Origin of the sequence: Pseudomonas sp. BF-R-24 (assembly GCF_019947335.1) — a bacterium.
Lineage (GTDB): Bacteria > Pseudomonadota > Gammaproteobacteria > Pseudomonadales > Pseudomonadaceae > Aquipseudomonas > Aquipseudomonas jessenii.
Genome location: NZ_JAGYGG010000053.1, coordinates 1 through 22,476, shown reverse-complemented (window position 1 = coordinate 22,476; position 22,476 = coordinate 1). Strand labels below are relative to the sequence as shown.

The 22,476-nt window shown below is 60.9% G+C and carries 25 protein-coding genes; 2 read left to right on the top strand and 23 right to left on the bottom strand.

The window, feature by feature from the left end; all coding sequences use genetic code 11:
- Window positions 1-66 precede the first annotated feature (66 nt).
- Window positions 67-1,140 (bottom strand): alpha/beta hydrolase, encoded by a 1,074-nt coding sequence (locus tag KGA98_RS26405; protein ID WP_223504532.1) that lies wholly within the window; start codon window positions 1,138-1,140, stop codon window positions 67-69.
- Window positions 1,141-1,500: 360 nt separating this feature from the next.
- On the opposite strand from KGA98_RS26405, the gene KGA98_RS26400 reads away from it, so the two are divergent.
- Window positions 1,501-2,544 (top strand): AraC family transcriptional regulator, encoded by a 1,044-nt coding sequence (locus KGA98_RS26400; RefSeq protein ID WP_223504530.1) that lies wholly within the window; start codon window positions 1,501-1,503, stop codon window positions 2,542-2,544.
- A 312-nt stretch (window positions 2,545-2,856) separates the two neighbouring features.
- Here the strand turns inward: KGA98_RS26400 and KGA98_RS26395 are convergent, their stop codons facing one another.
- The 3 genes from KGA98_RS26395 to KGA98_RS26385 form a co-directional block, all read right to left on the bottom strand.
- Window positions 2,857-3,867, bottom strand: a complete 1,011-nt coding sequence (locus KGA98_RS26395) for a YeiH family protein (RefSeq protein WP_154863189.1) — start codon at window positions 3,865-3,867, stop codon at window positions 2,857-2,859.
- On the bottom strand, window positions 3,864-4,031 hold the full coding sequence (locus tag KGA98_RS26390) for a hypothetical protein (protein WP_191628031.1): 168 nt from the start codon (window positions 4,029-4,031) through the stop codon (window positions 3,864-3,866). The genes KGA98_RS26395 and KGA98_RS26390 overlap by 4 nt, the downstream gene beginning before the upstream one ends.
- Window positions 4,032-4,215: 184 nt before the next feature.
- A complete protein-coding gene (locus KGA98_RS26385; RefSeq protein ID WP_223504527.1) occupies window positions 4,216-5,541 on the bottom strand; it encodes an MFS transporter in 1,326 nt (441 codons plus the stop codon).
- Between the two features lie 255 nt (window positions 5,542-5,796).
- Between KGA98_RS26385 and KGA98_RS26380 the strand changes: the two genes are divergently transcribed.
- Complete coding sequence (locus tag KGA98_RS26380; RefSeq protein WP_223504525.1) at window positions 5,797-6,837, top strand: AraC family transcriptional regulator; 1,041 nt, start codon at window positions 5,797-5,799, stop codon at window positions 6,835-6,837.
- Window positions 6,838-7,325: 488 nt separating this feature from the next.
- Here the strand turns inward: KGA98_RS26380 and KGA98_RS26375 are convergent, their stop codons facing one another.
- From KGA98_RS26375 to KGA98_RS26285, 19 genes are all read right to left on the bottom strand, one after another.
- On the bottom strand, window positions 7,326-7,640 hold the full coding sequence (locus KGA98_RS26375; protein ID WP_223504523.1) for a hypothetical protein: 315 nt from the start codon (window positions 7,638-7,640) through the stop codon (window positions 7,326-7,328).
- A 223-nt stretch (window positions 7,641-7,863) separates the two neighbouring features.
- On the bottom strand, window positions 7,864-8,658 hold the full coding sequence (locus KGA98_RS26370; RefSeq protein ID WP_223504521.1) for a DNA adenine methylase: 795 nt from the start codon (window positions 8,656-8,658) through the stop codon (window positions 7,864-7,866).
- A gap of 200 nt (window positions 8,659-8,858) precedes the next feature.
- Window positions 8,859-9,893 (bottom strand): phage late control D family protein, encoded by a 1,035-nt coding sequence (locus KGA98_RS26365; protein ID WP_223504519.1) that lies wholly within the window; start codon window positions 9,891-9,893, stop codon window positions 8,859-8,861.
- Between the two features lie 82 nt (window positions 9,894-9,975).
- A complete protein-coding gene (locus tag KGA98_RS26360; protein WP_108217354.1) occupies window positions 9,976-10,182 on the bottom strand; it encodes a tail protein X in 207 nt (68 codons plus the stop codon).
- Complete coding sequence (locus tag KGA98_RS26355; protein ID WP_223504517.1) at window positions 10,157-11,014, bottom strand: phage tail protein; 858 nt, start codon at window positions 11,012-11,014, stop codon at window positions 10,157-10,159. Before KGA98_RS26355 ends, KGA98_RS26360 begins: the two co-directional genes overlap by 26 nt.
- 9 nt (window positions 11,015-11,023) lie before the next feature.
- On the bottom strand, window positions 11,024-13,360 hold the full coding sequence (locus KGA98_RS26350) for a phage tail tape measure protein (protein WP_223504515.1): 2,337 nt from the start codon (window positions 13,358-13,360) through the stop codon (window positions 11,024-11,026).
- 142 nt (window positions 13,361-13,502) lie between these two features.
- Window positions 13,503-13,811: a phage tail assembly protein gene (locus KGA98_RS26345; RefSeq protein WP_223504513.1), complete on the bottom strand. Its 309-nt coding sequence runs from the start codon at window positions 13,809-13,811 to the stop codon at window positions 13,503-13,505.
- Window positions 13,812-13,822: 11 nt separating this feature from the next.
- Complete coding sequence (locus KGA98_RS26340; RefSeq protein ID WP_060539975.1) at window positions 13,823-14,326, bottom strand: phage major tail tube protein; 504 nt, start codon at window positions 14,324-14,326, stop codon at window positions 13,823-13,825.
- A 12-nt stretch (window positions 14,327-14,338) separates the two neighbouring features.
- On the bottom strand, window positions 14,339-15,502 hold the full coding sequence (locus KGA98_RS26335; protein ID WP_223504511.1) for a phage tail sheath family protein: 1,164 nt from the start codon (window positions 15,500-15,502) through the stop codon (window positions 14,339-14,341).
- A gap of 98 nt (window positions 15,503-15,600) precedes the next feature.
- Window positions 15,601-16,173 (bottom strand): hypothetical protein, encoded by a 573-nt coding sequence (locus KGA98_RS26330; protein WP_223504509.1) that lies wholly within the window; start codon window positions 16,171-16,173, stop codon window positions 15,601-15,603.
- Window positions 16,173-18,404 carry a phage tail protein gene (locus KGA98_RS26325; protein ID WP_223504507.1) on the bottom strand — a complete coding sequence of 744 codons (2,232 nt, stop codon included), beginning with the start codon at window positions 18,402-18,404 and terminating at the stop codon, window positions 16,173-16,175. The genes KGA98_RS26330 and KGA98_RS26325 overlap by 1 nt, the downstream gene beginning before the upstream one ends.
- Window positions 18,397-19,008: a phage tail protein I gene (locus KGA98_RS26320; RefSeq protein WP_223504505.1), complete on the bottom strand. Its 612-nt coding sequence runs from the start codon at window positions 19,006-19,008 to the stop codon at window positions 18,397-18,399. Before KGA98_RS26320 ends, KGA98_RS26325 begins: the two co-directional genes overlap by 8 nt.
- Window position 19,009: 1 nt before the next feature.
- Entirely contained in the window at window positions 19,010-19,888 is an 879-nt protein-coding gene (locus KGA98_RS26315; protein WP_223504493.1) for a baseplate J/gp47 family protein, read from the bottom strand.
- Window positions 19,885-20,211 (bottom strand): GPW/gp25 family protein, encoded by a 327-nt coding sequence (locus KGA98_RS26310; protein WP_223504542.1) that lies wholly within the window; start codon window positions 20,209-20,211, stop codon window positions 19,885-19,887. Before KGA98_RS26310 ends, KGA98_RS26315 begins: the two co-directional genes overlap by 4 nt.
- Window positions 20,212-20,224: 13 nt before the next feature.
- On the bottom strand, window positions 20,225-20,446 hold the full coding sequence (locus KGA98_RS26305; RefSeq protein ID WP_223504491.1) for a hypothetical protein: 222 nt from the start codon (window positions 20,444-20,446) through the stop codon (window positions 20,225-20,227).
- 57 nt (window positions 20,447-20,503) lie between these two features.
- Entirely contained in the window at window positions 20,504-21,064 is a 561-nt protein-coding gene (locus tag KGA98_RS26300) for a phage baseplate assembly protein V (protein ID WP_223504489.1), read from the bottom strand.
- The gene (locus tag KGA98_RS26295) at window positions 21,031-21,594 is read right to left on the bottom strand and encodes a hypothetical protein (RefSeq protein ID WP_223504487.1); all 564 of its coding nucleotides are present in this window, start codon (window positions 21,592-21,594) and stop codon (window positions 21,031-21,033) included. The genes KGA98_RS26300 and KGA98_RS26295 overlap by 34 nt, the downstream gene beginning before the upstream one ends.
- A complete protein-coding gene (locus KGA98_RS26290; RefSeq protein ID WP_223504485.1) occupies window positions 21,587-22,222 on the bottom strand; it encodes a hypothetical protein in 636 nt (211 codons plus the stop codon). Before KGA98_RS26290 ends, KGA98_RS26295 begins: the two co-directional genes overlap by 8 nt.
- Window positions 22,219-22,476, bottom strand: a 258-nt coding sequence (locus tag KGA98_RS26285) for a hypothetical protein (RefSeq protein ID WP_263287931.1), incomplete at its 5' end; no start/stop codon positions are given. The genes KGA98_RS26290 and KGA98_RS26285, both read right to left, overlap by 4 nt.

Here is a 22,476-nt window from a genome sequence, read left to right as displayed (position 1 = left end):
AGGGCGGACGTTACGGCAGATGCCGGTAGCGTTCGCCCTGCCTTTGCATTACCGCTATCAGGGGGTTTAGCCAGCCGCTGGCTCAGAGGTCGGGTCGCCGGACATCAACTGCTCGAGAAACTCCAGCAGCAATTCGTTGACCTGAGCCGGGCTTTCCTCTGCGGCGCTATGGCCTACACCGGGTAGCAGCACCTTTTTGCGCAGAGCGGGCAGGTAGGCGTCCATCTGGTCGTAGAGGCTGCGGATTTCCACCGGCTCCAGGGAAGGGTCGGCAGCACCACCGATGAACAGGCTTGGCTGGCTGACCTTCGCTCCGTCGAGAAACGCGGTGATTTCCCAGTTGCGGTCGCGACAGCGGTAGTAATTCAGGGCACCGGTAAACCCCGTGCGCGTGTACTCGGCGACGTAGTAGTCGAGCGACCGCGGGCTCAGCCAGGACGGGAACGCTCCCTTCGGCTCGGTAAAGGCGTTGAGAATCGGCTCACCGGCCTCGACAAACAGACGCCAGCGTTCGGCTCCGACGGCGCTGCCGGAGATCGAGTAGAAGACGCTGCTCAAGGTCTTGCGCGGATCAGCGGCCAGCTCGCGATCCGGCTTGGTGAGCTGCTGGAAATACAGGTGGTGGTAGACCCGGCCTTTCGCTATGGCCTGCAAGCCCACGGTTGGCTTGACCTTGCCCCGCGGCGGTACCGGGGTATTGAGCATCACCAGGCCACTGAACAGATCCGGGCGCAACATGGCGGCCGCCTGGGCCACCCAGGCGCCCAGGTCGTGGCCGATGATCACCGCAGAGGTTTCGCCCAGGGCCGCCATCAAACCCACCATGTCGCCGACGGACTGGCTCATGTCATAGGCTTCGATGGCGTCGGGGCGGTCCGATTGCCCGAACCCGCGTTGATCGGGCACCACAACCCGATAGCCGGCCTCGGCCAATGCCACGATCTGGCGCCGCCACATGTACCAGAAGTAGGGGAAGCCGTGCAGCAGGATGACGAGCGGGCCCTGGCCCTCGTCGATGTAGTGCATGCGGATGCCGTTGACGTCGGCAAAGCAGTGGTTGAATGCATCAGGATCGTCGGCATCCACCTGCGCCATTGCAGCGAGCGGCTGACCGATACGCATTGAAGTGCGCGTATCCATTATCTACCTCCATCTTATTAGTTGTGGGCTTGAAGGTAGCTCTGAGAGGGTGCCCCGCACTGAGCTTGACAGGACACAATCTTGTGAAATTGGGACAGCGCGAAAGACTATAGAGCTGCTTCTGCCGCGGCCATTCTTGGCTCGCCGGTAGTGTCCCAATATGCAAAGAAATTATCCCGCCATGCCCATAACGCCGCGCTCGTGCTCCCTACAATGGGACCGCGCTTCCTGCTCTGCAATACGCCAGACCAAGGTTGAAGATCGCTAGCGCTATCAGTACTTCCACAAGCGCCGTCTTCTCGCTCAATACATTTTCGATGAAAAAAGAAACGCCGCCATCGACCGAGGGAGATCCTATACATGCCCAAGCTTGTTCGCGCCGCCGTCTTGACCAAATACCTGGAAGTCACCCAGGACCTGGGATTCAACCCGCGTGACGTGATGGCAGTTGCCGGCCTGAACAAGGCTCAGCTGCAAGCCCCTGAATACCGCATTCCCATCGATGCCGCCGTACGTCTGCTGGAAGATTCGGCCGCCGCCAGCGATTGCCAGACCTTCGGCCTGCGCATGGCCGAGTCACGCCAGCTTTCGGACCTCGGTGTAGTCAGCCTGCTGCTCAGCCAACAGCGCACCCTGCGCGACGCCTTGCAGGTGATGGAGCGCTACCGTCATCTGATGAACGATTCCCTGGGAGTCTTCGTTGAAGAGGCCGGCAGGATGGTGATCATTCGTGCAGTGATGGTCACCGAGACACTGCTGCCCAATCGCCAAGCCACGGAGCTGGTCATTGGCGTGCTGTTCCGCTTGTGCTCGACACTGCTCGGCTCGAAGTGGCGCCCCTACAGCGTCAACTTCATGCACCAGCCGCCAGACAGCCTGCACTTACATCAGCGCCTGTTCGGCTGCAATCTGGAATTCGGCAGCGAGTTCGACGGCATCGTTTGCTCCGAAGCCAGTCTCGATATGATCAATCCCAATGCCGACCCGTCCATGGCCCGTTATGCCCAAGACTACATCGATTCCTTGCAGGGCGATGAAAGCACCTCGATGCTGTTCGAGGTGCGCAAGGCCATCTACCTGTTGTTGCCCATGGGGCGCGCCACCCTAGAGCAGATCGCCCTGTCACAGGGCATGAACGTGCGCACCTTTCAACGCCGTCTGCAGGACGACGGCTGTGCCTTCAACGACCTGATCAATGACGTGCGCCGCGACCTGGCGCTGCGTTATCTGGAGAACCCGAACAACTCGATGAGCCGCATCGCCGACATGTTCGGCTTCTCCATGGCCAGCTCCTTTACCCGCTGGTTCATCAACCAGTTTGGCATGCCACCGGCGGCGTGGCGCAGCGCGCAGAAACAGTCCGGTCTCTGCGCAGAGAGTGCCGCAGCCCCTAAATCCTTCTGAGTACAAGGCAAAAAATAGGGTTTTCACGCAGTTTCGGGAAACTCAGAAACAACAGCGCCGATTTGACTGATGATGTTCGTGCGAGCAAACACATCTGACAAATCGGCGTTCTTGTGCGTGATATGAGTATTGCGAATTCTTTTTCAAGTAGATCAAGTGCATCTTTCCCAACATTCGTGACGAACCAAAAAAACGGCGACTGCTGGTACAGTCGCCGCAAAAAACCGATGTTTGTGACACCGGTGGTGAGCTTCACTGTACCGAGGAGCCAGCCCAGTGAAGCCCTGCCATAAACCTGTGTGAAGCCTGTTTTCAGAGACCCCAGTGCAGCAACAACAGCACCAGCACGACCAGGAACACCGTCTCACCGACCATCAGCAGGATCGGTTTGATCCCGACCGCCGCCAGCTCCTTGAGTCGGGTCTTCATGCCCAAGGCACTGATGGAAATCACCAGGCACCAGCGCGACAACTCATTGACCCCGCCTTGCACCGCCGGAGCGATCCAGCCGGTGCTGTTGATGCAGGCGAGAATCAGAAAGCCGACGGCGAACCATGGCAGCAGCGGCGGACGCTTGCCGGTCGGGTCGGCGCCCTGCATGCGGGTGATCATCGCCGCGGTGACGATCACCGGCAGCAACATGGCGACGCGCATCAGCTTGACCACCGTGGCCGTGTCGCCGGTCTCGGTCGACATGCTGTAGCCGGCGCCGACCACTTGGGCCACGTCGTGGATCGTGGCACCGAGGAACACACCCGCCACCTGCGGTGACAACTCCAGCCAGTTGGCGATCATCGGGTAGATGATCATCGCCAGCGTCGACAGCGCCGACACGCCGATCACCGTGAACAGGGTCGCGCGCTCTTTCTGCGGATGGTTCGGTAGCGCCGCTGCTAATGCCAGGGCCGCCGAGGCGCCGCAGATGGCCGTGGCACCACCGGTGAGCATGCCAAACAGCCGCGAGAAACCCAGAAACTTCGCGGCGATCACTGAGACAGCAATGGTCCCCACCACCAGGATCACCACCAGCACCATCGGCTTCCAGCCCAGCGCCGCCATTTGCTCCAGGGTGATGCGCATGCCCAGCAGCGCCACGCCAATGCGCAGTACCGTGCGGGCGGTGAACTCGACGCCGACTTTGCAGGGACCGTCGTCGGCAAGAAAATTCAAGGCCATGCCCAGCAACAAGGCGAACAACATGACCGGTGCGCCGTAGTGCTCGGACAAAAACGACGCGGCGGCGGCCACGATCAGGCTGACGATAAAGCCCGGTGCCAATTCGCGTGTGCGACTGTGGATACGGGTGAGAGCAATGGCGCTCATGGCGCGGACTCCTCGGAAAAGGTAGCAATGAACGCCTGGCCGTCGATGATCTCGGCTGGGTAGTTATTGATTTTGAGTTGGGTGGAAGTGGGCAGATAGCCGCCCTTGGTATGGCCCCCGGCCGGCGGGATATTGCCAGCAGGCACAGGAATGGGTCGGCGCATGCCGGTTATGCTCGCGATCACTTCCGCGCAGCGCTTCGATCATGGAGGCCAGTAGCGTTTTGGCGGGTCGTGAGCCCACCACCGTCATCTGCGGTGGGACTGCACATTCGGCACGTTGAAACTGAACCTGCGAGTGCTCCAGTTGGCGCTTGCCGATCCGGCACATCAATACGTAAACGACGACTCACAACTTCACCTCTATCCCGGCTTCACGGATAGGGTCAGGCACGCTCTGACCCTGAAGGCGGGCAATATCTTTGTGGTAATGACACTTGGCGTAAAAGAACACCGCTGCCGCCGCGAGGCTGACCAGTGGCACCAGTTGAAACGCGGCATGCAGACCGATCAGATCGGACACCCGGCCGGTGATGAACGGCCCCGGCGCCAGCCCGAGCAGGTTGTTGGCCAGGGTCAGTGTGGCGAACGCCGTACCGTGCACCGAGTAATGGGTCAGGTTGGCAACCATCGCACCGGCGGGGCCAGTGGTACCGGTGGCAATCAACATGCCCAGGCAGATCAGCAGCAGTTGCACGGGCCCCGCCTGCAAGGCAAAAGCGGCGGACAACAGCAAACAACTGCCCAGGCAAAAACCGATGGCCAAGGCGACCTTGCGTTCCGGCGAATGCCGACACAGGCGGTCGCTGAGCATGCCGCACAGAATCATTCCCACCCCGCTGCACAACACGATGAGCGCCGCCATGCCGCCGGCCTTGTCGGTGGGCATATCGTAGTAACGGTTGAGGTAGCTGGGAATCCACACCATCACTGTACCGCCGACGAACAACTGCAAGCCGCTGCCGACGTAGGTCGCCACCACCGAGCGGCTGGACCAGAGTGTGCGCAACGGGCGTTTGACCGCGGCAGCGGTCTTGTTCGCAATCTGCGCGGCACGTTGTGGCGCAATGCGCGCTTCCTTGACGATGAGCGGGTACAACACCGCCAGGCACAGGCCGAACAGCGCCATGCCGGCGAACGACCAGCGCCAGCCCAGCTTGGCCGCGATCGCACCGCCCAACGCCATGCCCAGCACGGCGCCAAACAAGCCGCCGGCCATGAAAGCGCTGGTCAGGGTGGCGCGCATGTGTTTAGGAAACACCGATATCACCACCGCAATGCCGACGCTGCCGTAGGCGGCTTCGCCGACGCCGACCATGAACCGGGCGATGAACATCTGCTGGTAGTCCTGCGCCAGCGCGCATCCCAGGGTGGCCACACTCCACAGCAGCGCCATCAATGCCAGGCTCTTGACCCGGCCGAAGCGGTCGGCCAGCAACGACAGGGGAAACGTCAGCAAACCGACCATCAGGGCGACGATGCCACTGAGCAGGCCGAGCTGGCCGTCGCTCAGTATCCACTCGCTCTTGAGCAGGGGGAACACTGCGTTGAGCACTTGGCGTGACATGTAATCGGAAATCAACAGGCCGAACGTCAGGGCAAAGACGATCCAGGCATATTTACGCGCAACGCCGACTCCACTGGAGTCGTCGGCGGCGATTGGGTGAAAGGCCATGCAGCCTCCTCAATAGCTTTGTTTTATTGTTGTTATCAAGCGTGTAGCCGCTACGGCTTACGAAAGTGACTTCAATGCCCACACGCGTGAGCATCCCCATGACCAAGGGCCGTGCTGTTGAACCGCAGTAGGTTCTAGCGCGTATCCATTACCTTCCGCTCTCTATTTTCAGAAGCCTGAAGGTAGCTCTGACGACGCATCCTGTACTAAGCTTCGCAGGACACAATCTTGCGAAATTGGGACAGGATGGAAAGCATGTATACCCTGACGCGGAGTGCCAGCCTTACCAACTATGAACAGATTGCCCGTTCAGTGGGGCTCGATCCATTTCGTATGCTGCGGATGGCCAAACTGCCGGCCAGTGCCCTCGACGATCCGAATATCATGATCAGTAGCGATTCGGTCGGGTGGCTGCTGGAGGAGTCAGCTCGATTGTCCGGCCAAGAGGCTTTCGGCCTGATGCTCGCCGAAAAGAGACACCTTTCCAACTTTGGCATGCTGGCGCTGCTTATCCGCGAAGAGCCGACACTACGCGCCGCCTTGCAATCTTGCTTTCGCTATACGCGACTGCATAACGCCGGTGTGCAATTGTGGCTTGAGGATGTAGGCGATCTGACCCTACTGCATTTGGGTGTGAACATGCAGGGCCATTACGGCGTTTGGCGCCAGGCGATTGAACAAGCAACCGGAATTATCCTGCGCACGTTGTGCATTCTGAGCGGCTATACCTTCCGGCCGGTAAGGATCAGTTTTACTCACGAGCCCCCCTCCAGCCTTGAAGTACACCACCGTGTGTTGGGAACCGCGATCGAGTTCTCTCAGGAATTCAATGCCATCGTTTGCCGCGGGCGTGATTTGGATATGGCCATACCTGAGGCGGACCCGGCGCTGCATCGCGAAGTGAAGCGATCGCTGGACATGCAATTGGCTACCCTGCGCGACGAGCCGACGCAACGGGTACGTCAGATCGTCAAGATGCTACTGCCAAGCGGACTGTGTTCTGTCGATGCGGTTGCCCAGCATCTTGGCATGCATCGACGCACCCTTAACCGACACCTGGCAACTGAGGGTGAAAGTGTCACAACGATTATCAACGCTGTACGGGCTGAACTCGCCGAAGAGTATCTGGCCAACAGCAAACGCCGATTATATGAGGTGGCCGAACTGCTCGGCTTTTCCTCGGCCGGTGATTTTTCACGCTGGTTCCGCAGCCAGTTTGGCAAAACACCTTCGAATTGGGCAGCTTCCTATCGAGAGAGCAAGGCGCCCCCCGAGCCCCGCCGCCTGAAAAAATAGAAGGAGAGATTCAAGGGCGACTGACAAGCCTGTTGGCCGACCAACCTGCCTGAAACTGTCATTTCTTCGACGCGGCCATTATCGGCAAAAAATCCTACATAAGTGAAACGCCCCAGAGTCCAGAGACGCTTCTGAGCGTCTCCTTTGGGTCGGATTCAGCCGGTCGTGGAAGGCAGAGATCGGTTGTGGATTCAACCGGTCGACGCAACACAACTAGATTCTGTGTAAGCAGAAGGAGTATTGCAGCATGAGGCCTAACCCTTCGTTCAAGCGGACCGGAATCAACCGAACTGAATCTTGCATCCATTGATACGGGTGTGGTGGTCACTGTTGAGGGGGTACCCCATGAGTAACCCCAACCCGAAACGCCAAGGGCCTACGATCATGCATGCCCAGTCAGGTTGGGTACACCGCAGTGGTAACCCAACAGCGGCATTCTGCTTGGAGCCAGTATCTACGCGGCCTGTAGGCATTCAGTGCGCGACCTATCAAGCGGCACTCGCCTCATTGGTGGGATTCAAATAGCAGGCCATCTCCCGTTCGACAACGTCGATCTCATTTAGCCCCAAGTTTGTCAGGGGCGCGGAAGGTTTGCCGGTCGATGCAAAACTCGCCGCCAGCAGACGGGTCATCAGCGTCTTTGCCAAGTCCAGTTGCTCCTGGAGCTCCTGAACCGCGCGATCAGCCTTGTCCAGGCGCTGTTGCAGGGCATCGCGCCCGGCAGTGATATGTCCGATACTGGCCATCGTTTCATGTGGATCGACCATCACTGCCGCTTTTTCTTCCAAAGATTTATCACTCATCAATGTGCTCGTTCGCTCAGGTTCAAGGTCAGGCGCGCGCAGGCCTTGCCACACTGATATCGGCACGGGAGTTTATCTCTATAGTTTTCTATCGCAATGCTGCGCAAGGCGCCGACCAACGGCAGCGTACCCCATCAGTAACCCCCCGACCCGAAACGCCCGCTGAACGATTTAGCCAATCTGTTGCGTTGACCGGTTGAATCCACAGTCGATAGCTGTCACGTCAAAACAGTCCTCCCAATGCCGCTGGCTCCCAGTTCATGATCACCAGTTCGCCACTGACCTCGGCCTTGCCCTGCCGCTGGTTGGTCGTGGTGTAGCGGATGTCCAGCCTCTCAAAGTGAAAGCCTTCGAACACCCGGCGAATGTCCGGATGGTCGTTGATGCTGACCATCACCCTGCCCTTGCAGCGCCGCATGAAATCGGCCATGCGTTCGTAGTTTTCAAACGGGAAATCGACGCCATAACCGGCGGTCTGCCAGTACGGCGGGTCCATGTAGTGGAAGGTATGAGGCCGGTCGTAGCGCTCGGCGCATTCCAACCAGGGCAGGTTTTCCACGTAAGTGCCAGACAGGCGTTGCCAGGCAGCTGAAAGGTTTTCTTCGATGCGCAGCAGGTTGATCGACGGGGTGGTGGTCGCGGTACCGAAGGTCTGCCCGGAGACTTTACCGGCGAAGGCATGGTGTTGCAGGTAGAAAAATCGGGCGGCACGCTGGATGTCGGTGAGGGTTTCTGGGCGGGTCATCTTCTGCCACTCGAACACCTGCCGCGAACTGAGTGCCCACTTGAACTGACGCACGAACTCTTCGAGGTGGTTTTGCACCACACGGTACAACGTCACCAGGTCACCGTTGATGTCGTTGAGCACTTCCACCGGCGCGGCCTGGGGCCGCATAAAGTACAGCGCGGCGCCGCCGGCAAAGACTTCGACGTAGCATTCGTGAGGTGGAAACAGCGGGATAAGACGATCGGCCAGGCGGCGTTTGCCGCCCATCCAAGGGATGATGGGTGAAGACATAGATAGCAAGACCTTTACTGTATAAATAAACAGGTGCTAGGCTCGCTCTGCTTTGTGCACAGAGCAGGAGCCTTGGCGGGACTTGCAGGGACAATCTGCGGGGACGGTGGCCAGGCTGGATGTTGACGCATCCAGACTGGCCGCTCCTTTTACTTTGATTCTGAAACTTCTAACTCGGGCCGATTTACGCGCCCGGGCAATCAATCCGACACTTCAAGCACGACTTTCTGCGGCTTGCCGGAAGCCTTGGCCTTGCCCTCCTTGCCGCCGTTGCACTCCACCGACACTGTCCACCCGGACGGGGTGAAGGTGTGATCGACCGACTCCGCCAAGTACTCACCATCCAGCCCGCGCTTGAAGCCTTGCGCCTTGATCATGATTTCGGCAAACAGGTCGGTCCGGCCCGGCAGGTCGAGGCGCACCGAGGCAGTCGAGCGATTGAACGCCGCCAGACGCGCCTTCGCGGCCTCGTCGGCGGCCGTCCGGTTCGGATAAAGATGGCGGTCGGTATGCACCGGCGGCAGGCCTTCGGGCACGTTGGGGTTGTCCAGGTGCGAAATCAGCAGTTCGCCGCTGGCCGAGTCCTGGTACTGAGTGCTGACCCCTTGATGCGCGCTGCGGTCGCTCAAACGAAACTGCCAGCGGGTCACGTCACTGCGCTGCAGGGTGATCACACCCAAGGCCTTGCCACTGGCGCTCTGTCCGCCCTGTCGCGGCAAGACCAGCAGCTTGCCATCGGCCACCTTGGCGGTGCAGTCGTGCTTCTTGGCCACCCGGGTGATGAAATTGAAGTCCGACTCATTGAGCTGATCCATACGCGGCACCCGGGTATCGACCGGACACGACGGCTGCCAGCCATTGCGGGCGGCAACGTCGCCCACAATCTGCGCCAGGCTGACATCCTCCCAACTGCCGCTGCGGGTGGTTTTGCCGCTGCCGCGCATGTCGCTGGCCTTGCCGCTGATCACCAGTGTGTCCGGCGGGCCGGAGACGGCCACCTCATCCACGGTGTAGCGGCCCATGCGGGTCAGATCGGCCCCGGCATAACCGAGGTAGACCTCGATACTCGCGCCACGCACGGGCAGCGACACCGCGCCGTCACGGTCATCAATGCGCAGCTCAAACGAATCCGAGGCTATCCCGGGTCGGTCGGAAAGCTGCAGCGACACCAGACGATCATTGATCAGGCTGGTGATGTCGGCACCGTCGGCCACGATGCGAAAATTAGGCGTCATGGATTTTTTCCAAAAAAAATCCCGCACAAGGCGGGCAAGAAAGTAAGGAGTTTTAAACGATGAGCGACACGAGTGTAGTCCATCAATCCCACAACGAAATGACGCTGTCCGTCTCGACCACCAGGTCCGGCAGCCTGATCAGCACACCGGCCCGGAACGGCTGTGGCTCATCGGCCAGGCCCTGATTGGCGGCCAGCACCGCCTCGACGCTGCGGTTCAGGTGGCCGTAATAGTGGTGACACAGGGTGTCGAGCAGATCCCCGTCAGCTGTTCTGCAGGTCATCGCCATAGCGGACAAACTCCAATGAAAAGCCCTGCTTGCGCGGGATCGCCCCGGGCAGTAAGGCGCTTTGTTCTTCTTCAATATTGGTCAAACACCAGTTGCCCAACACCTCGCCATAACCGGTAGTCAGGTTCAGTGGCAGCAACTTGGCGCCGATGCTGCGCAGCCTATCCAGCTGCTTCAGCCCACCTTTGAAACTCGGGTAGATCGCACCCTTGATGGTGATTTTTTCCTCACCCAGACCCACTGCCTGTTGCGCCGGGCGTCGGGTCAGCCGTTCCTGCGCGGCCCAGCGAAACGCCGTCTGCCGCCGCAGTTCGTCGAATGCGGCGGTGTCCAGGTTGAAGTAGTACGGCCGCTCATTGGCTTTCAGCGGGTAGAGGATCAACAGGTGCGGGAACGGCTTCACCGCGTCGGCTATCGGCGTCATGTCGCCGGCAAACCATTCCGTGGGGAAAATGTTGCCCAACGCGGCATTGGCCTTGCCGGCCACCTTGTTGAACGCCGCGCCAAAGCGGCCGATCTGTTCGGTCAGCGCGGAAAAGTGCTCTTCAAACTGGGCCAGCGCGCGCTGGGTCTGGTTGTAGTAACTGGCGACCTTGCCAATCTTGGCCTGCGCCGAGTTGATCGCATCCTGCAGACGCCGGGTCTTGTCGCTCAGGTCCTCGCTGATAAAGGGCAAACCTTCCAGCGCATCGGCCGCCCCACTGATCTCATTGAGCGCGCCATTCATGGGTCCAGTCATGGACTCCAGGTCAGTGCGCCCGGCCTCCCCCGCGTCGACCATGTACTTCAGCCCGCCTTGCAGGTGTTCCAGGTAAGTTTTTTCATCCGCCATTTCACGTCCTCAACCCACGTGGGGTGCATCAAACAACTGCCGGGCACGTGCTTCCCGGGCGAAGTCTTCAAACTGACGGCGCAGGTACGGCATCAATTCTTGGACCAACTGTGCCGGGTCTTTCACATCGCCGTGCACCTGAAAAACCGGGGCCGGGGCGAAGGTGAATTGCTGATCGACCTTCGGCCATTCGGGTGTCTTAGCCGCGGTGCTCGACATCAATGCCGCCGCCGTGACCGGCGCGGTGGGGGCGTTGTCCATCGAGCGCACGACCGCGCCAACCCCCTGGCCGGCGGCCATGGGCAAGAGCCCGATCGGTGCTTTGGCCGGCGTGTCCGGCCCGCCAAACAACGCCTTGCCCATGGTCGCGCCCACGTCGCCGCCGCCCCACGCCCCGAGCCAGGCACCGATCATTCCCCCCACTGCGGTGCCCAACAACGGTATGACCGAACCGATGGCGGCACCGGCGGCGGCGCCAGCCAATCCACCGGCAAGCCCACCCGCCGCCTCGCCGTAGCCTTCGGCCTTTTCATCACGGGTGGTCGCGTTCTGGTAAGTGTCCAACACCTGAACGCCGGCACCGAGCGCCGCCAGCGCCCCACCCACTTTCATGCCACGGGACGGCCGACTTGCAGGGCCTTTTCTCTTTCGACCTGAATCGTGATCCACCCCGTCATCATCGCCGTCATTCGCGTTGGTCACGAATACCCGCTGCACGATGTTGGACCGGTCGCCGGCCGAGCCGCGCGCGATGTTCACCAACCCCCGACCGATCTTCAGCGCGGCCCAGGCCTTGCCCGCCAGCAAGGCTCCGGCACTCAGCGCTGCCAGGCCCAGCACCACCTTGGGCGTCTCCTCAGACAAGGCGGTCAAGCCACGCGCTGCTGCACCGATACCGCTGGCCAGCGCATCCGTCGCCGGACGCAGGGCATCACCGATGGCACGCAGCGAATCGTTGAACGCCTGACCGGTTTCGGCCCAACGTTGCGACGAGCTCTCGCGACGTTCGTTCAGGTTTTTGTCGAGAATGTCCTTGCGCGGGCCGTCGGGGTCCGAAGCGCCTTTTTTCAGCTCCGCGTAGAATTTTTTGTTCTGGGTGTACGCCATCAGGGCGGTCTTGACCTGCATGTCGGCAAACAGATCGCCGGTACGCAACGTGGCGGCCAAGGCATCGGCCATCGCTTGCGCCTTGGCCGGGTCCGTCTCCTGGCTGATCTGGGTCAGCCCCTGACTCAGCTGCTTGGCCTTTTTCGGGTCGGTCTTTTCCACATACCGGCGCGCCAGTTCGAAGCTGGCCTCGAAGGTCGACAAGCCCTTGCCAATGGCGGCGTTCATCGAGCCCTGATAGTCGATCCCGGCATCGGCATAACCTTTGACGGTTTCCCCTGAACCGATTTTCGCGATCCAGTTTTTCAGGTTGTTCGCCGCCTCATCGGCGCTGCCGGCGCTCTTGATCTGCACCTGCAGCATGGCACCCAGTTGGGTCACGGCGTCCTGACCGGTGATACCGCTGCTGGCCATCTGCGCCAACAATTCCGGAAACCATTTGGCCATGTCGGCCGCCTCGAAGCTGCCTTGCTGGCCCAGCAGGGCAACCGACGCCAGTGCCTGTTCCATTTTTTTGGGGTCGGTGATCTTGGCGTTGTTCTGCATCGCCAGAATCATCTTCGCCGTGTCGGTGCCCGACGCGCCCTGCCCAACTGCAAACTTGGCGGCCACCGGGGCGTACTTCAGCGCTTCGGTCAGATCCATGCCGCCACCGACGAGCTGGTTCACCAGGTCGGCCACCTGGGTGTTGGCCATGCCGGTGTCTTTTGAGGTCTGGACGATGTCCCGGGCGGTGTCCATTTCCTGTTGGGTGTTGGCCGTGCCGGACTTGATTGCGATGTCGCGAATGATCGCCTGAAAATCCGCGCTGACTTTGGTCGGTACCGCGGCCAGCGTGGTACCGGCCACCGCCGTACCGAATCCGCTGCGCAGGCTCTCCCGTCCCTCTTCGATCTGCCCCATGCCTTTGGCTTTGAACTCGGCACTGCGCACCACCTTGCCCAGCGTCAGATACTCCTGACGTAGGCGCCCGACTTCGACACCTTGCTTGCGCAGGCTGCTGGTGTTGGTCTCCAGCTTGCGCAGTAAGGCATCGGCATTGGCCGCCCCGCTGTCGTGGGCCTTTTTCCATTCATCGCGCAGACGCATGGTCTCGCCAATGACTTTCTGCAAACCTTTGGCGCGGGTGGTTTGCGCCTCAAGCTTTTTCATTTCGCCGCTGACATTCTTGAAGGCGGCGCCCAGGGAGGAATCGACGGCACCGCCAATCACCAGCCCGAGCGAGAGTTTGTTCGCCATGCGGAGTACCTGTATGCAACGGGGATGGGCTCAGTCCGTGAGCCACCAGACCATCTCGGAAAACGACAGGCCCTGGATCTCGGCCGCCGAAAAATTCAGCTCGACGGCCAAGCGTTTGGCCAAGGCCTTTTGCAGCCGGGGGTTAAACCCCGTCGTCTGCTCCCAGACGAAAATAAGCGGTCTGCAGACGACGGTAATCGCGCATCAGCAGCCCCTCCAGATCGCTGCGGCCGATGCTTGCCAGGCTGCAGAACAGGACCATCTCCTGCTCTTCTTCGTTGGTACCGCCCTGCAAGGTGGCGGCGCGCATCTCGCGCACCGTCGGTTCGCGCAGGGACAGTTTGTCGACCTGAATGCCGTTGGCCTGACTCGGCCGGGACAGGGCCACGGTAGCAATGCCATCGCCCAGTTGCAGCCACTTGGGCAGGACGTTGTCTTTCACGTTGCTCATGGTGTGGCTCCTTACATGCCCAGGGCAGACCGCACGGCGGCCAGTTGATCGGTGCCATCGATGACGCGGATCGAGTTGAGGGGATCGATTTCAAACATCACGCTGCCGTCGATTTCCAGCTTGTAATAGGTCACCGCGACGGCGTACTTGAACTCGCCTTTTTCACCCGGTTTCCAGTCCCCCGGATCGACTTCCTTGAGGCTGCCACGCAGGGTGGCGACCACCGACTTGACCGAACCTTTCTGGCCCTTGAAGGCACCGCGGAACGAGGCGTTGAACCCGGTCAGGTCGGACTGGCCGAAGAACTTCAGCACCTCGCGGCGCACACCGTTGGTGAGGAAGCTGGCTTCCAACTTCTCCATACCCATGTCGAGTTCGACCGCCGCGTCCATGCCGCCAGCGCGGTACTCGTCAGTCTTGAGGGTCAACTTGGGTAGGGTCAGGCTCGGCACATCGCCTTGCAGGCTGATGCCGTCCACGAACAGGTTGGTGTTGTAGAGCACTTCCGGAATCATAAAACGGCCTCCTTAGGCAGCGGTGTCCAGCACTTCAGTGATCCACTGATCGGTCACCTCCACGCGGAAGTTCGGGTTTTCGGCCGGCGGTACGTCGGTGAACCGAATGTTCCAGTACACCTTGCCGTCGCTGAGTTCGCTGGAAGTGTTCAGCTCTTCGTCGGCATACACCTCGAAGTTGATGATCGCGCCCTGGTTCTTCAGGTCGCGCATGAACGCCTGTAGGCCTTCGGTCACGTCCTTGACGTAGGTCGCGGTGATCGAGCGGTCGACTGCCCACTTGTGCGCGTAGAGGATGGCGTCCATGACGATGTCCAGCGTGCGCACGCGGGTGACGAACTTCCATTTCGGGTCGCTGGACAGCGTGCGGTTGCCCCACAGGCGATAGCCGTCGTCACGAATGATGGTGGTGATGTTGGCGTTGTTCAGTAGGTTGGCCCGGCAGGAGGCATCACCATCGAGAAACTCGATCGGCCGCGTGGTGCCGGTGATGCCGACAAACTCCTTGTTCGACGGCGAGGCCCAGAAACCGTAGGTGGCATCGGTCCAGGCAAACAAGCCGGCGGTCCAGGCTGAGGCCGGGGCATTGACGGTGGCACTGGTCCCGGTGTCCCAGAACTGCACGCCAGGGTCGACCATGTAGGCGTGTTTGCTGCCGAAATTTTCGGCATACGCAATCGCCGCTTCGTCGGTGGTGTTCGGTCCATCGATGATGGCCATGGCCCGCATCTTGTCGCCCAGTGCCACCAGTTCGGTGGCCACCGCCAGCGTCGACGAGTACCCCGGAGTCACCAACAACCGTGGCTGGGTGTTGAACTTGCTTTTACCATTGAGCAACGCCTGCATGCCGGTACGGGTGCCGTCGGCCCAGACCCCGCCTATGATCGCGGACAACTGCTCGGCCGGATCGTCCAGCAGCGGCACGCCGACAGCGACAATCACCGCCTTCGAGCGTTTGAAAATGGCCTTGCAGTCCTGGGTGATTGCCGCATCCGGGCCCCAGGCGGCGACCGCTTCGCTTTCGCGGGTGATCAGCAGCAATTCGTTGGCCGCTGCGGTGGCCGGCGGCCCGACGGTGAAGGTGTTGCACAGGCCGATGATCGACGCGGACGGGGTGGCGATATGCCGGGCGCCGGTGTCCACCAGGGTCACGGTGACGCCGTGAAAAAAACTCATAGAGTGATGCTCCAGAACCGAAAAAGCCCCGCATTAGCGAGGCTGTGAATGACGTGACGCGTAACGGAAAAGAAAACGCCCCGGCAATGCGGGGCGTTTTAGGAGGTACTTGGCGCTACAGGGCGCTCCTCCTTGGTAGGAAATAAGGCGTTGGCTGGCCAGGCCCGCAGCTCGTTGCGGTAGGTGCGCCAGGCGGATTCCGTGCTGATCGCGCCCAGGTAAGCATCCTGATGCTTGTCGATCTCTCGGCCCGCCAACCGCAGTTCGCTTTCGATCCACATCTGCTCTTGCTGGCTGTGAAGCTGCAGGTCCAGGGCAGCATCCAGCACCCAATCGAGACCAGCCCAGAGATGGGCCGCACTCGGTCGCGGCAAGGTCGTCAGCTCGGGGGGCAACTCGCCCGGCATCGTGTGTTTTACCTCGGCGCCATCGGCTGTCTGAAACACCGGGCCACGGTAATCGGGCACCACCACCCAGACCTCATCCCTCCAGACGACCACCTCGCCGTCACCGGCTTCGGGCGGTTCCTCTAACGTGGCGCCCGCCGGCAGACCGCAACCGGTGCTGACATAGGCTGCATGGTGGCCGAGGTACTCCGCCGTGGTTTCACTGTACGTGTAGACGTCGATCCACCCGCTCTCATCAAAAAAACCATCCACTAATATAGGCATCAATACATCCTGCAAATGTAGTTAAAGGACAAGTTACGCGGCCGTGTTTCGATCCCGCCCGTTGAGGATGTGTCTGTGCTCCCCACCGTTGGCGCGGGAACGCCTCCACCATCCAGAATGTTGTTGCCGCTGCCCACCGATGCCACGTGAGCGTGCGCTGCAAACATATGGTCTTGCCAGGTAAGCAGGGCTCGTCCCGGATCAGCCCCCCGATTGTTATCGCTGCCTCGAACGAACTCTCCGCGCAGATCTGGCAGGATGCCGCCGGGATACAGATTGGCCAATACCGGGTACCACTCGACGTTGAACGGCTGCCCCGCCATCAGGACGCATTTTTCGGGCGGCGTAGCGGTTGGCCATGGAAACGGCACGCCGACAGGGACGGCAAATATGGAAGCAGGATCAAAGTTGGTCTGGGTCCAGAGCGCCCCGAAATCCTGCGCATCAACCTGTATTTTTATTTGGCCCGAGGCGTTGTGATAACCAATGTAGATTTTATTGGCGTCCTGACCCGTCCCCCCGCTTTGCTGCACGGGAGTGAAGCCCAACGCAGGTTGGTACGCAGCAGGGTCAAAGTTACTAGTGTCCCAGCCCGTTACCCACGCACTGAATACGTATCCCTCTGGGGTCTGAACACCGCCACGAGTAAGAGTTGTACCGGTGTTATAGCCGATGATTTGTTGCCAGAGGGTGTCCTGACTGACCGCAACCAGCATGGGGGAGAATTGACACCCTTCTGGAACGTTCGGGCCGGGGTTCACTCGGTAAATACCCACGGTGGTGACTGTGTTTAGATCAGTCCCGTCGGGAAGGACAATCCCCCCGTGACCGATGCCATAAGCACCCGTGAGCAGTACACGGCCTGGCGTGTCATCTTGGGGGTAGATTTGTTTAACTAGATTGGTTGAGTCCCAGGTGTTTTCCCATTCGCCCCAAACACCGGCAGTCAAGGCCCGGCGGTGTAGGGTGTGGTCGGCATTCCCATAGATCTCCTGAAAGGCGTATTGACCTGGTGTAATCGCCGAGACGCGAACCCAACCCTCATAGGGCGCGCCACCTGGCCCTCCCGCGCCATTGCTGACGAAATAGAGGGCCGTCACTGCGTTCAGGCTACCGATGTCAACATCACTGACCGCATAGGCGGCCCCGCCCCAGCCGAACGCTCCGACCTTCATCAGCGCATCAGGCGTTTCATCGTGCAGATGAACCTGGACAGCAGCAGTCGCGGCGGTGCCCAGTCCGAGGTTATTCCGAGCCTCGACCACATCCGCGACATCGCCCAGGTTTTCGCTGACTGCCAGGGCATCGGTGATGCCGTAGCCGGCCAGGGTGGTCGGGTTGGTGCCAGCGATCACACGCCCAAGGGCATCGACGGTGACACTGCGAAACGTGCCCACACCGGCCCCACTGCCGCCCGCGATCATTTCAAACTGCAAACCGGTGGTGCCGAGGGTGATCGGCGCGTCGGTGACCAACTGCCAGAGGCTGTCGCCGTTGGTCGTGCCCTGCTCGATGTGGATAAACAACCCAGGGGTCACTTCCAGGCTGTTGTCGGCATCGGCTGCTCGCATCCAGCTTTCGGTGCTGACGACATACAGGCCGTTGTCCTGCGCCTCTGCCTGGGCGGTCACCAGCACCCGGTCACCGACGACCACGGCCACGTCATCGATGGTCTGCAGATTGCTCAGGGCAATGACGGCGGTGGCCGCCACCCGCGCTGACTGCTTGTGATCCAGCTTGGCCAACGCCTCACTGATCGCCAGATCGACGTATTCACGCGTGGCCAGCACCACGGCCGGGTCGATCTTCAGCACAATGTTCGCCGAGCTGCTGACGATGAAATTCATCCGCACCACTTGGGTCTTGCCACTGCCTTGGGCCAACAACGGTTTATAGCTCGGCGCGCAGTTGGCCACCGCCACCAGGTCGCCGTCGACATCGTACAGGCCAATCTCGCGAATCCATTCACCGCCGACTTCTGGCGGGATGATCTGTTCGGTGATTACCGTGTTGGGATTGGCCGCATCGACGCGGATCTGGTTGATCGGCGCCCGGCGCCATTCGTGGATCAACTCGGTTTGCAGACGATCCGGGATCGGGTCGGTGCCGTTGGCATCGCCCAGGCCCATCTCGGTGAACATCCAGTCCAGGCCCATGGCGATGGCATTGGCGTGTTTGGCTTCACCGACCGCCGTGAGAATGGCAAAAAACTGACTGGTCTTATCAATCATAGGGATAAACGTCCAAAGTATCGGTTTCATCGACGCAAAGCGCCGGGCCAAAGCTGCCGGTCACGTCGATGTCTTGCGGGGCCGGGGGGTACACGTCGATCTCTTCGCCCTCGTAGACAGACACGGCAATGCCCAGCACGCCCTCGGTCTGCAGACTGAGCGCCAGGTTGGTCATGTGTCGGCTGACCGGGCGGGCGTCGTCGATCAACCACGCCAGTTCCTCGTACAGTTCCTCGGTGATGCCGGCGTCATTCAGGCCGACCTCCAGGGCGAAGGTGCCGGGCTCGCCTTCCGGCACGGTGTCGAACCATTCCACGACGTCGATCAGGTAGCCCAAGGGCTCGACCACCCGCCGCAACGCACCGATGGTGCCTTTGCGCGCGTGCACGTCGTACGCCGAACGGATCGCCGTGCGCTTGGCCTCTTGGGTCCAGTTGTTGTTCCAGCGGTCCACCGACCATGCCGACGCCAGATACGGCAACAGGTGTTCAGGGCAGGTATCGGCGTTGTACAAACTGCGCAGCGGAATCAGCGTGTTTTCATAGTTGGCCGCTTCCACGGCCAGCTCCAGCGGCGTGCTGTTGAGCGGCAGCTGAGTACTCATGTCAGGCCCCCAGGATCACGCTGTAGCCCGTGCAATACGCTGCCTCGGCCTTAGTCGGCTTGATATCGGTCCAGCCCAACAACTCAACCCGAGCGATGCCGGGAATGTGCAATTGCGCATCGATGCCTGAACGCGCCACCTCGAGACCCAGGCGGCGGCGTGGGTTGATCCACTCGCTCAGGCGTTTCTGGCTTTCGGCCAGATAGGCTTCGTTCTCCGGCCCCGGGGTCTGCGGGTACAGCACCGCTTCAATGCGGTAGTCGATGACCACGGCACTCTGTACCGTGAGCCGATCACCCACCGGCCGCACATCCTCATCATTCAGGTACAACCGGACCTGCTCCAGCAGCTCCGGCGTAGCGGCGCCACTGCCTTCGAGGCTGAGCACGGTGACCACCACCACGGCCGGCGACGGGCTTTCGGCCGTGGCGTCGGCCACCAGGCCCGAGGCATTGCGCGCATGGAGGATGTAGCTGTTACGCGGCCCCGCCGTGGTCAGCCCCTCATACGAAAGCTGAACCCGCTCGCGCAGGGCATCGTCTTCCTCAAGCACCTGCGGCGTCGGCGGCACCGTGCTCGGATCTCCCGCCTGAATCACCAGGCGTTGCAGGTTGACGTTGGCGGCCAGGTGATCGAGGTCGGCACGTTCGGCGTGGGCCAACAGCAAGGCCTTGCCCGCGTCGTTGACCCGCGCCCGGTTCTGCAAGGCGCCATACGCGGCCTGCTCGATCAGCTTGAGCACCGGATCACTCTCCAGCTCTGCGCTCCAGTTGTCGCCCATGCTCAGGCGGAAGGCTTCGAGCTTCTCCTGGTACACCGCTTCAAAGTCGAGGTCTTCCAGTACTTGTGGCGGCGGCAGGGCCGCCAGTTCCATGGTCATGCGGACACCTCCAAAGACACTTCGCTGCCCAGGTACTGCCCGGTCAGCTCAAAGGTGATACGTCCGTCGAGGATGGCCACGGCGCGCACTCGCCCGAGTTTCAGGCGTGGCTCCCAGCGCCCCAGCGTGCTGGCCACTTCCGCCTGCACGGCACTTTTCCAGCCGTCATTCACCGGCAGGTCGACAAAGCGCCGCAGCTTGCTGCCGTACTCCGGGCGCATGCGTCGGCTGCCCAAGGGCGTGGACAAGATGTCCTCGATGGATTGGCGCAGGTGATCGAGGCCGGAAATGAGTTGGCCGGTGCGGCGGTCCAGTCCGATCATCCCAATCATGGGATCAGCCCTCGACCGCGACAAAATCCTTGCGGCCATACAAATACTCGAGCGCGACCGTGTCATCCGAGGCCACCGCAACCTGGCCCTTTTCCACTTTCAAGGTGCGCTCGGCTTCCAGCAGAATCAGCACCCGCGAGGTGTACAGCGTGTCGCGAAAGACGCTCAGCGTGGCCGACGCGGGCACTTCGGTGGTGGCCGAGACTTCCTTGGTGTTACTCGCCATGGTTTTTCTCCAGAAATGAAAAAGCCCGCGCGCGGCGGGCTGAAGGTGAATGTTCACTCAATGCGAGTGGTTGCTGCTGTTGCCCCCGGCATCCATGATCGTGCCGGCGCCGGTGATGTCGCCGGACACACTCAACGCACCGTCGATGCTCACCTCACCCGCCAAGTTGATCTGGCTGGCCGTCACCCGGACTTGAGTCGGTGTTACTTCAAACTGCGAGCCACCGACCGTGATGGTCGCGCGGCTGCCGTCGGGTAACGCGATGCTGTAGCTGCCGGCTTGCCAGTCGTAGACCAGTGAGCCGCCATCGTCGAAGTACCAGGCCTCGACGTGATCGCGGTTGTCCGGAGGGACCCCGGCGTTGCCATACAGCCCCGGGATAAAGGTTCCTATGGCTGGATCACCGCTGGGGCTGAACAGCGCGCCCTGCTCATTCAGACTTGGCGCGCGCCAATGACGGGCCTTGCCCGCCGCCAGGCTGTGCCAGCGCACCCAAGCACTGACCCAGGCACCGGCCTTGACCCGCACCCGCCCCGCGCTCAGATCGACGCCGACCACCACACAGGGCATCAGCATCGCCGCGATCATCCGGTCATGTTCGGCGCTGGCGTATCCCATGCCAGATCCTCCGGTTGAAAGTAGTGATCTTCATTGCCGGTACCGGTGCAGCCATCGACATTCAGGTACAGCGTGCCCGGAGGTTCGTCAGGCCAAAGCCACTCGACTTCGCCGAGGTAGATCTGCTGGGTCCACTCCACCATCCACACGGTGTAGCCATCCAGTTCGGGTTTGGTCCAGTCCTGACGCGACGCGACGAACTGCGCCTGTTCGACGTTATCCAGTCCCCAGGTTTGTGCCCGCAACAGAATGGCAAGTTGTGCGGCCAACTGGGCACCGAGTTGCTGATGACGGGCCAACTCGGGCGCGACAATGATCCGTGCTTCAAAGCGCTGGATCAGCACCGTTTCACCGGTGCCGATGTCTTGCCCGGGTTCAAATTCCACCGGCTCGAGAAATACCGCCGGCAACGCTATGCGGTCCTGAATGTCCGGACAGGTCGCCACAAACCGCACCGAGGGCAGTGCCTGGCGGATGTGGTCCTCGATGGCGGCGTACAACGCATCCAGCGAAAAGGCAGGATCAGACACGGGCGCTCCCCTTCAGGTATTTGTGCAGTTCAAAGTTCATTTCTTGCCTGAACACGACCAGTAGACGCTCGTCGGCCTTGTTGGCCCAGGTGTAAAACGGACCTTCAACGTCTTCGAGCGAGACCTTGGCCTTGGCCAGCGGAAAGCGATTGTCGTTTTCCGCGATCCAGCCCGAACTTGTGCCGCCACCCGCGGACGCGCTGCTGCCGGGATAGTCATCCGGGTTAAAATGTTTGCTGGAAGTGCGAATCCAGATGTCTGCCTTGTTGCCATACACGCGCTTGTAAAAGGCGCCCTGATAACGCCGCCCCGCCACCGAGACACCGGCCTTGCCCTGACGGGGATTACCGACCCGGCTGGCCTCCATCGGGTTGGTGCCGAACCAGAGTTTGCCCAACTGGCCCTGGCCTTTGATGGGATAGCTGCGCAAGCGCTGGCGCACCGCGCGGACGGCAATCCGCTCCTGCTTGCTGACATCGCGCGCCATGTGTGTGGCCAGCCAACCCAATGTCTTGTTGATCGCCCGCCGTTGCGCCGCAGCAGCGGCCTTGGGCATCACCTTGGCCAGTTGTTTAAAAGCCTGCATATCGTCCGCGGAAAACTGCAGAGAAACCGGCACGGCACTCATGCTTTTAACCTCAACGACAAGGCCACCAGACCATCACCCGCCGGTTCCAGGTGAATCAGGGTGTACTCGCCGCCACCGTCCAGGATGGGCAACTCGATCTGCACCGTTTGCGCTTTTTCCACGCCCGCGGCATCGGCCACCCGAATGTGAAAACACGGCTCGCGCAGACCGGTGTTCAAGCGGCCGATCTTGGGTTGCAGCCAAGGCGCTGAGAACATGCCCAGCACGCGACGGCCTTCGATGAAGCCGACGTC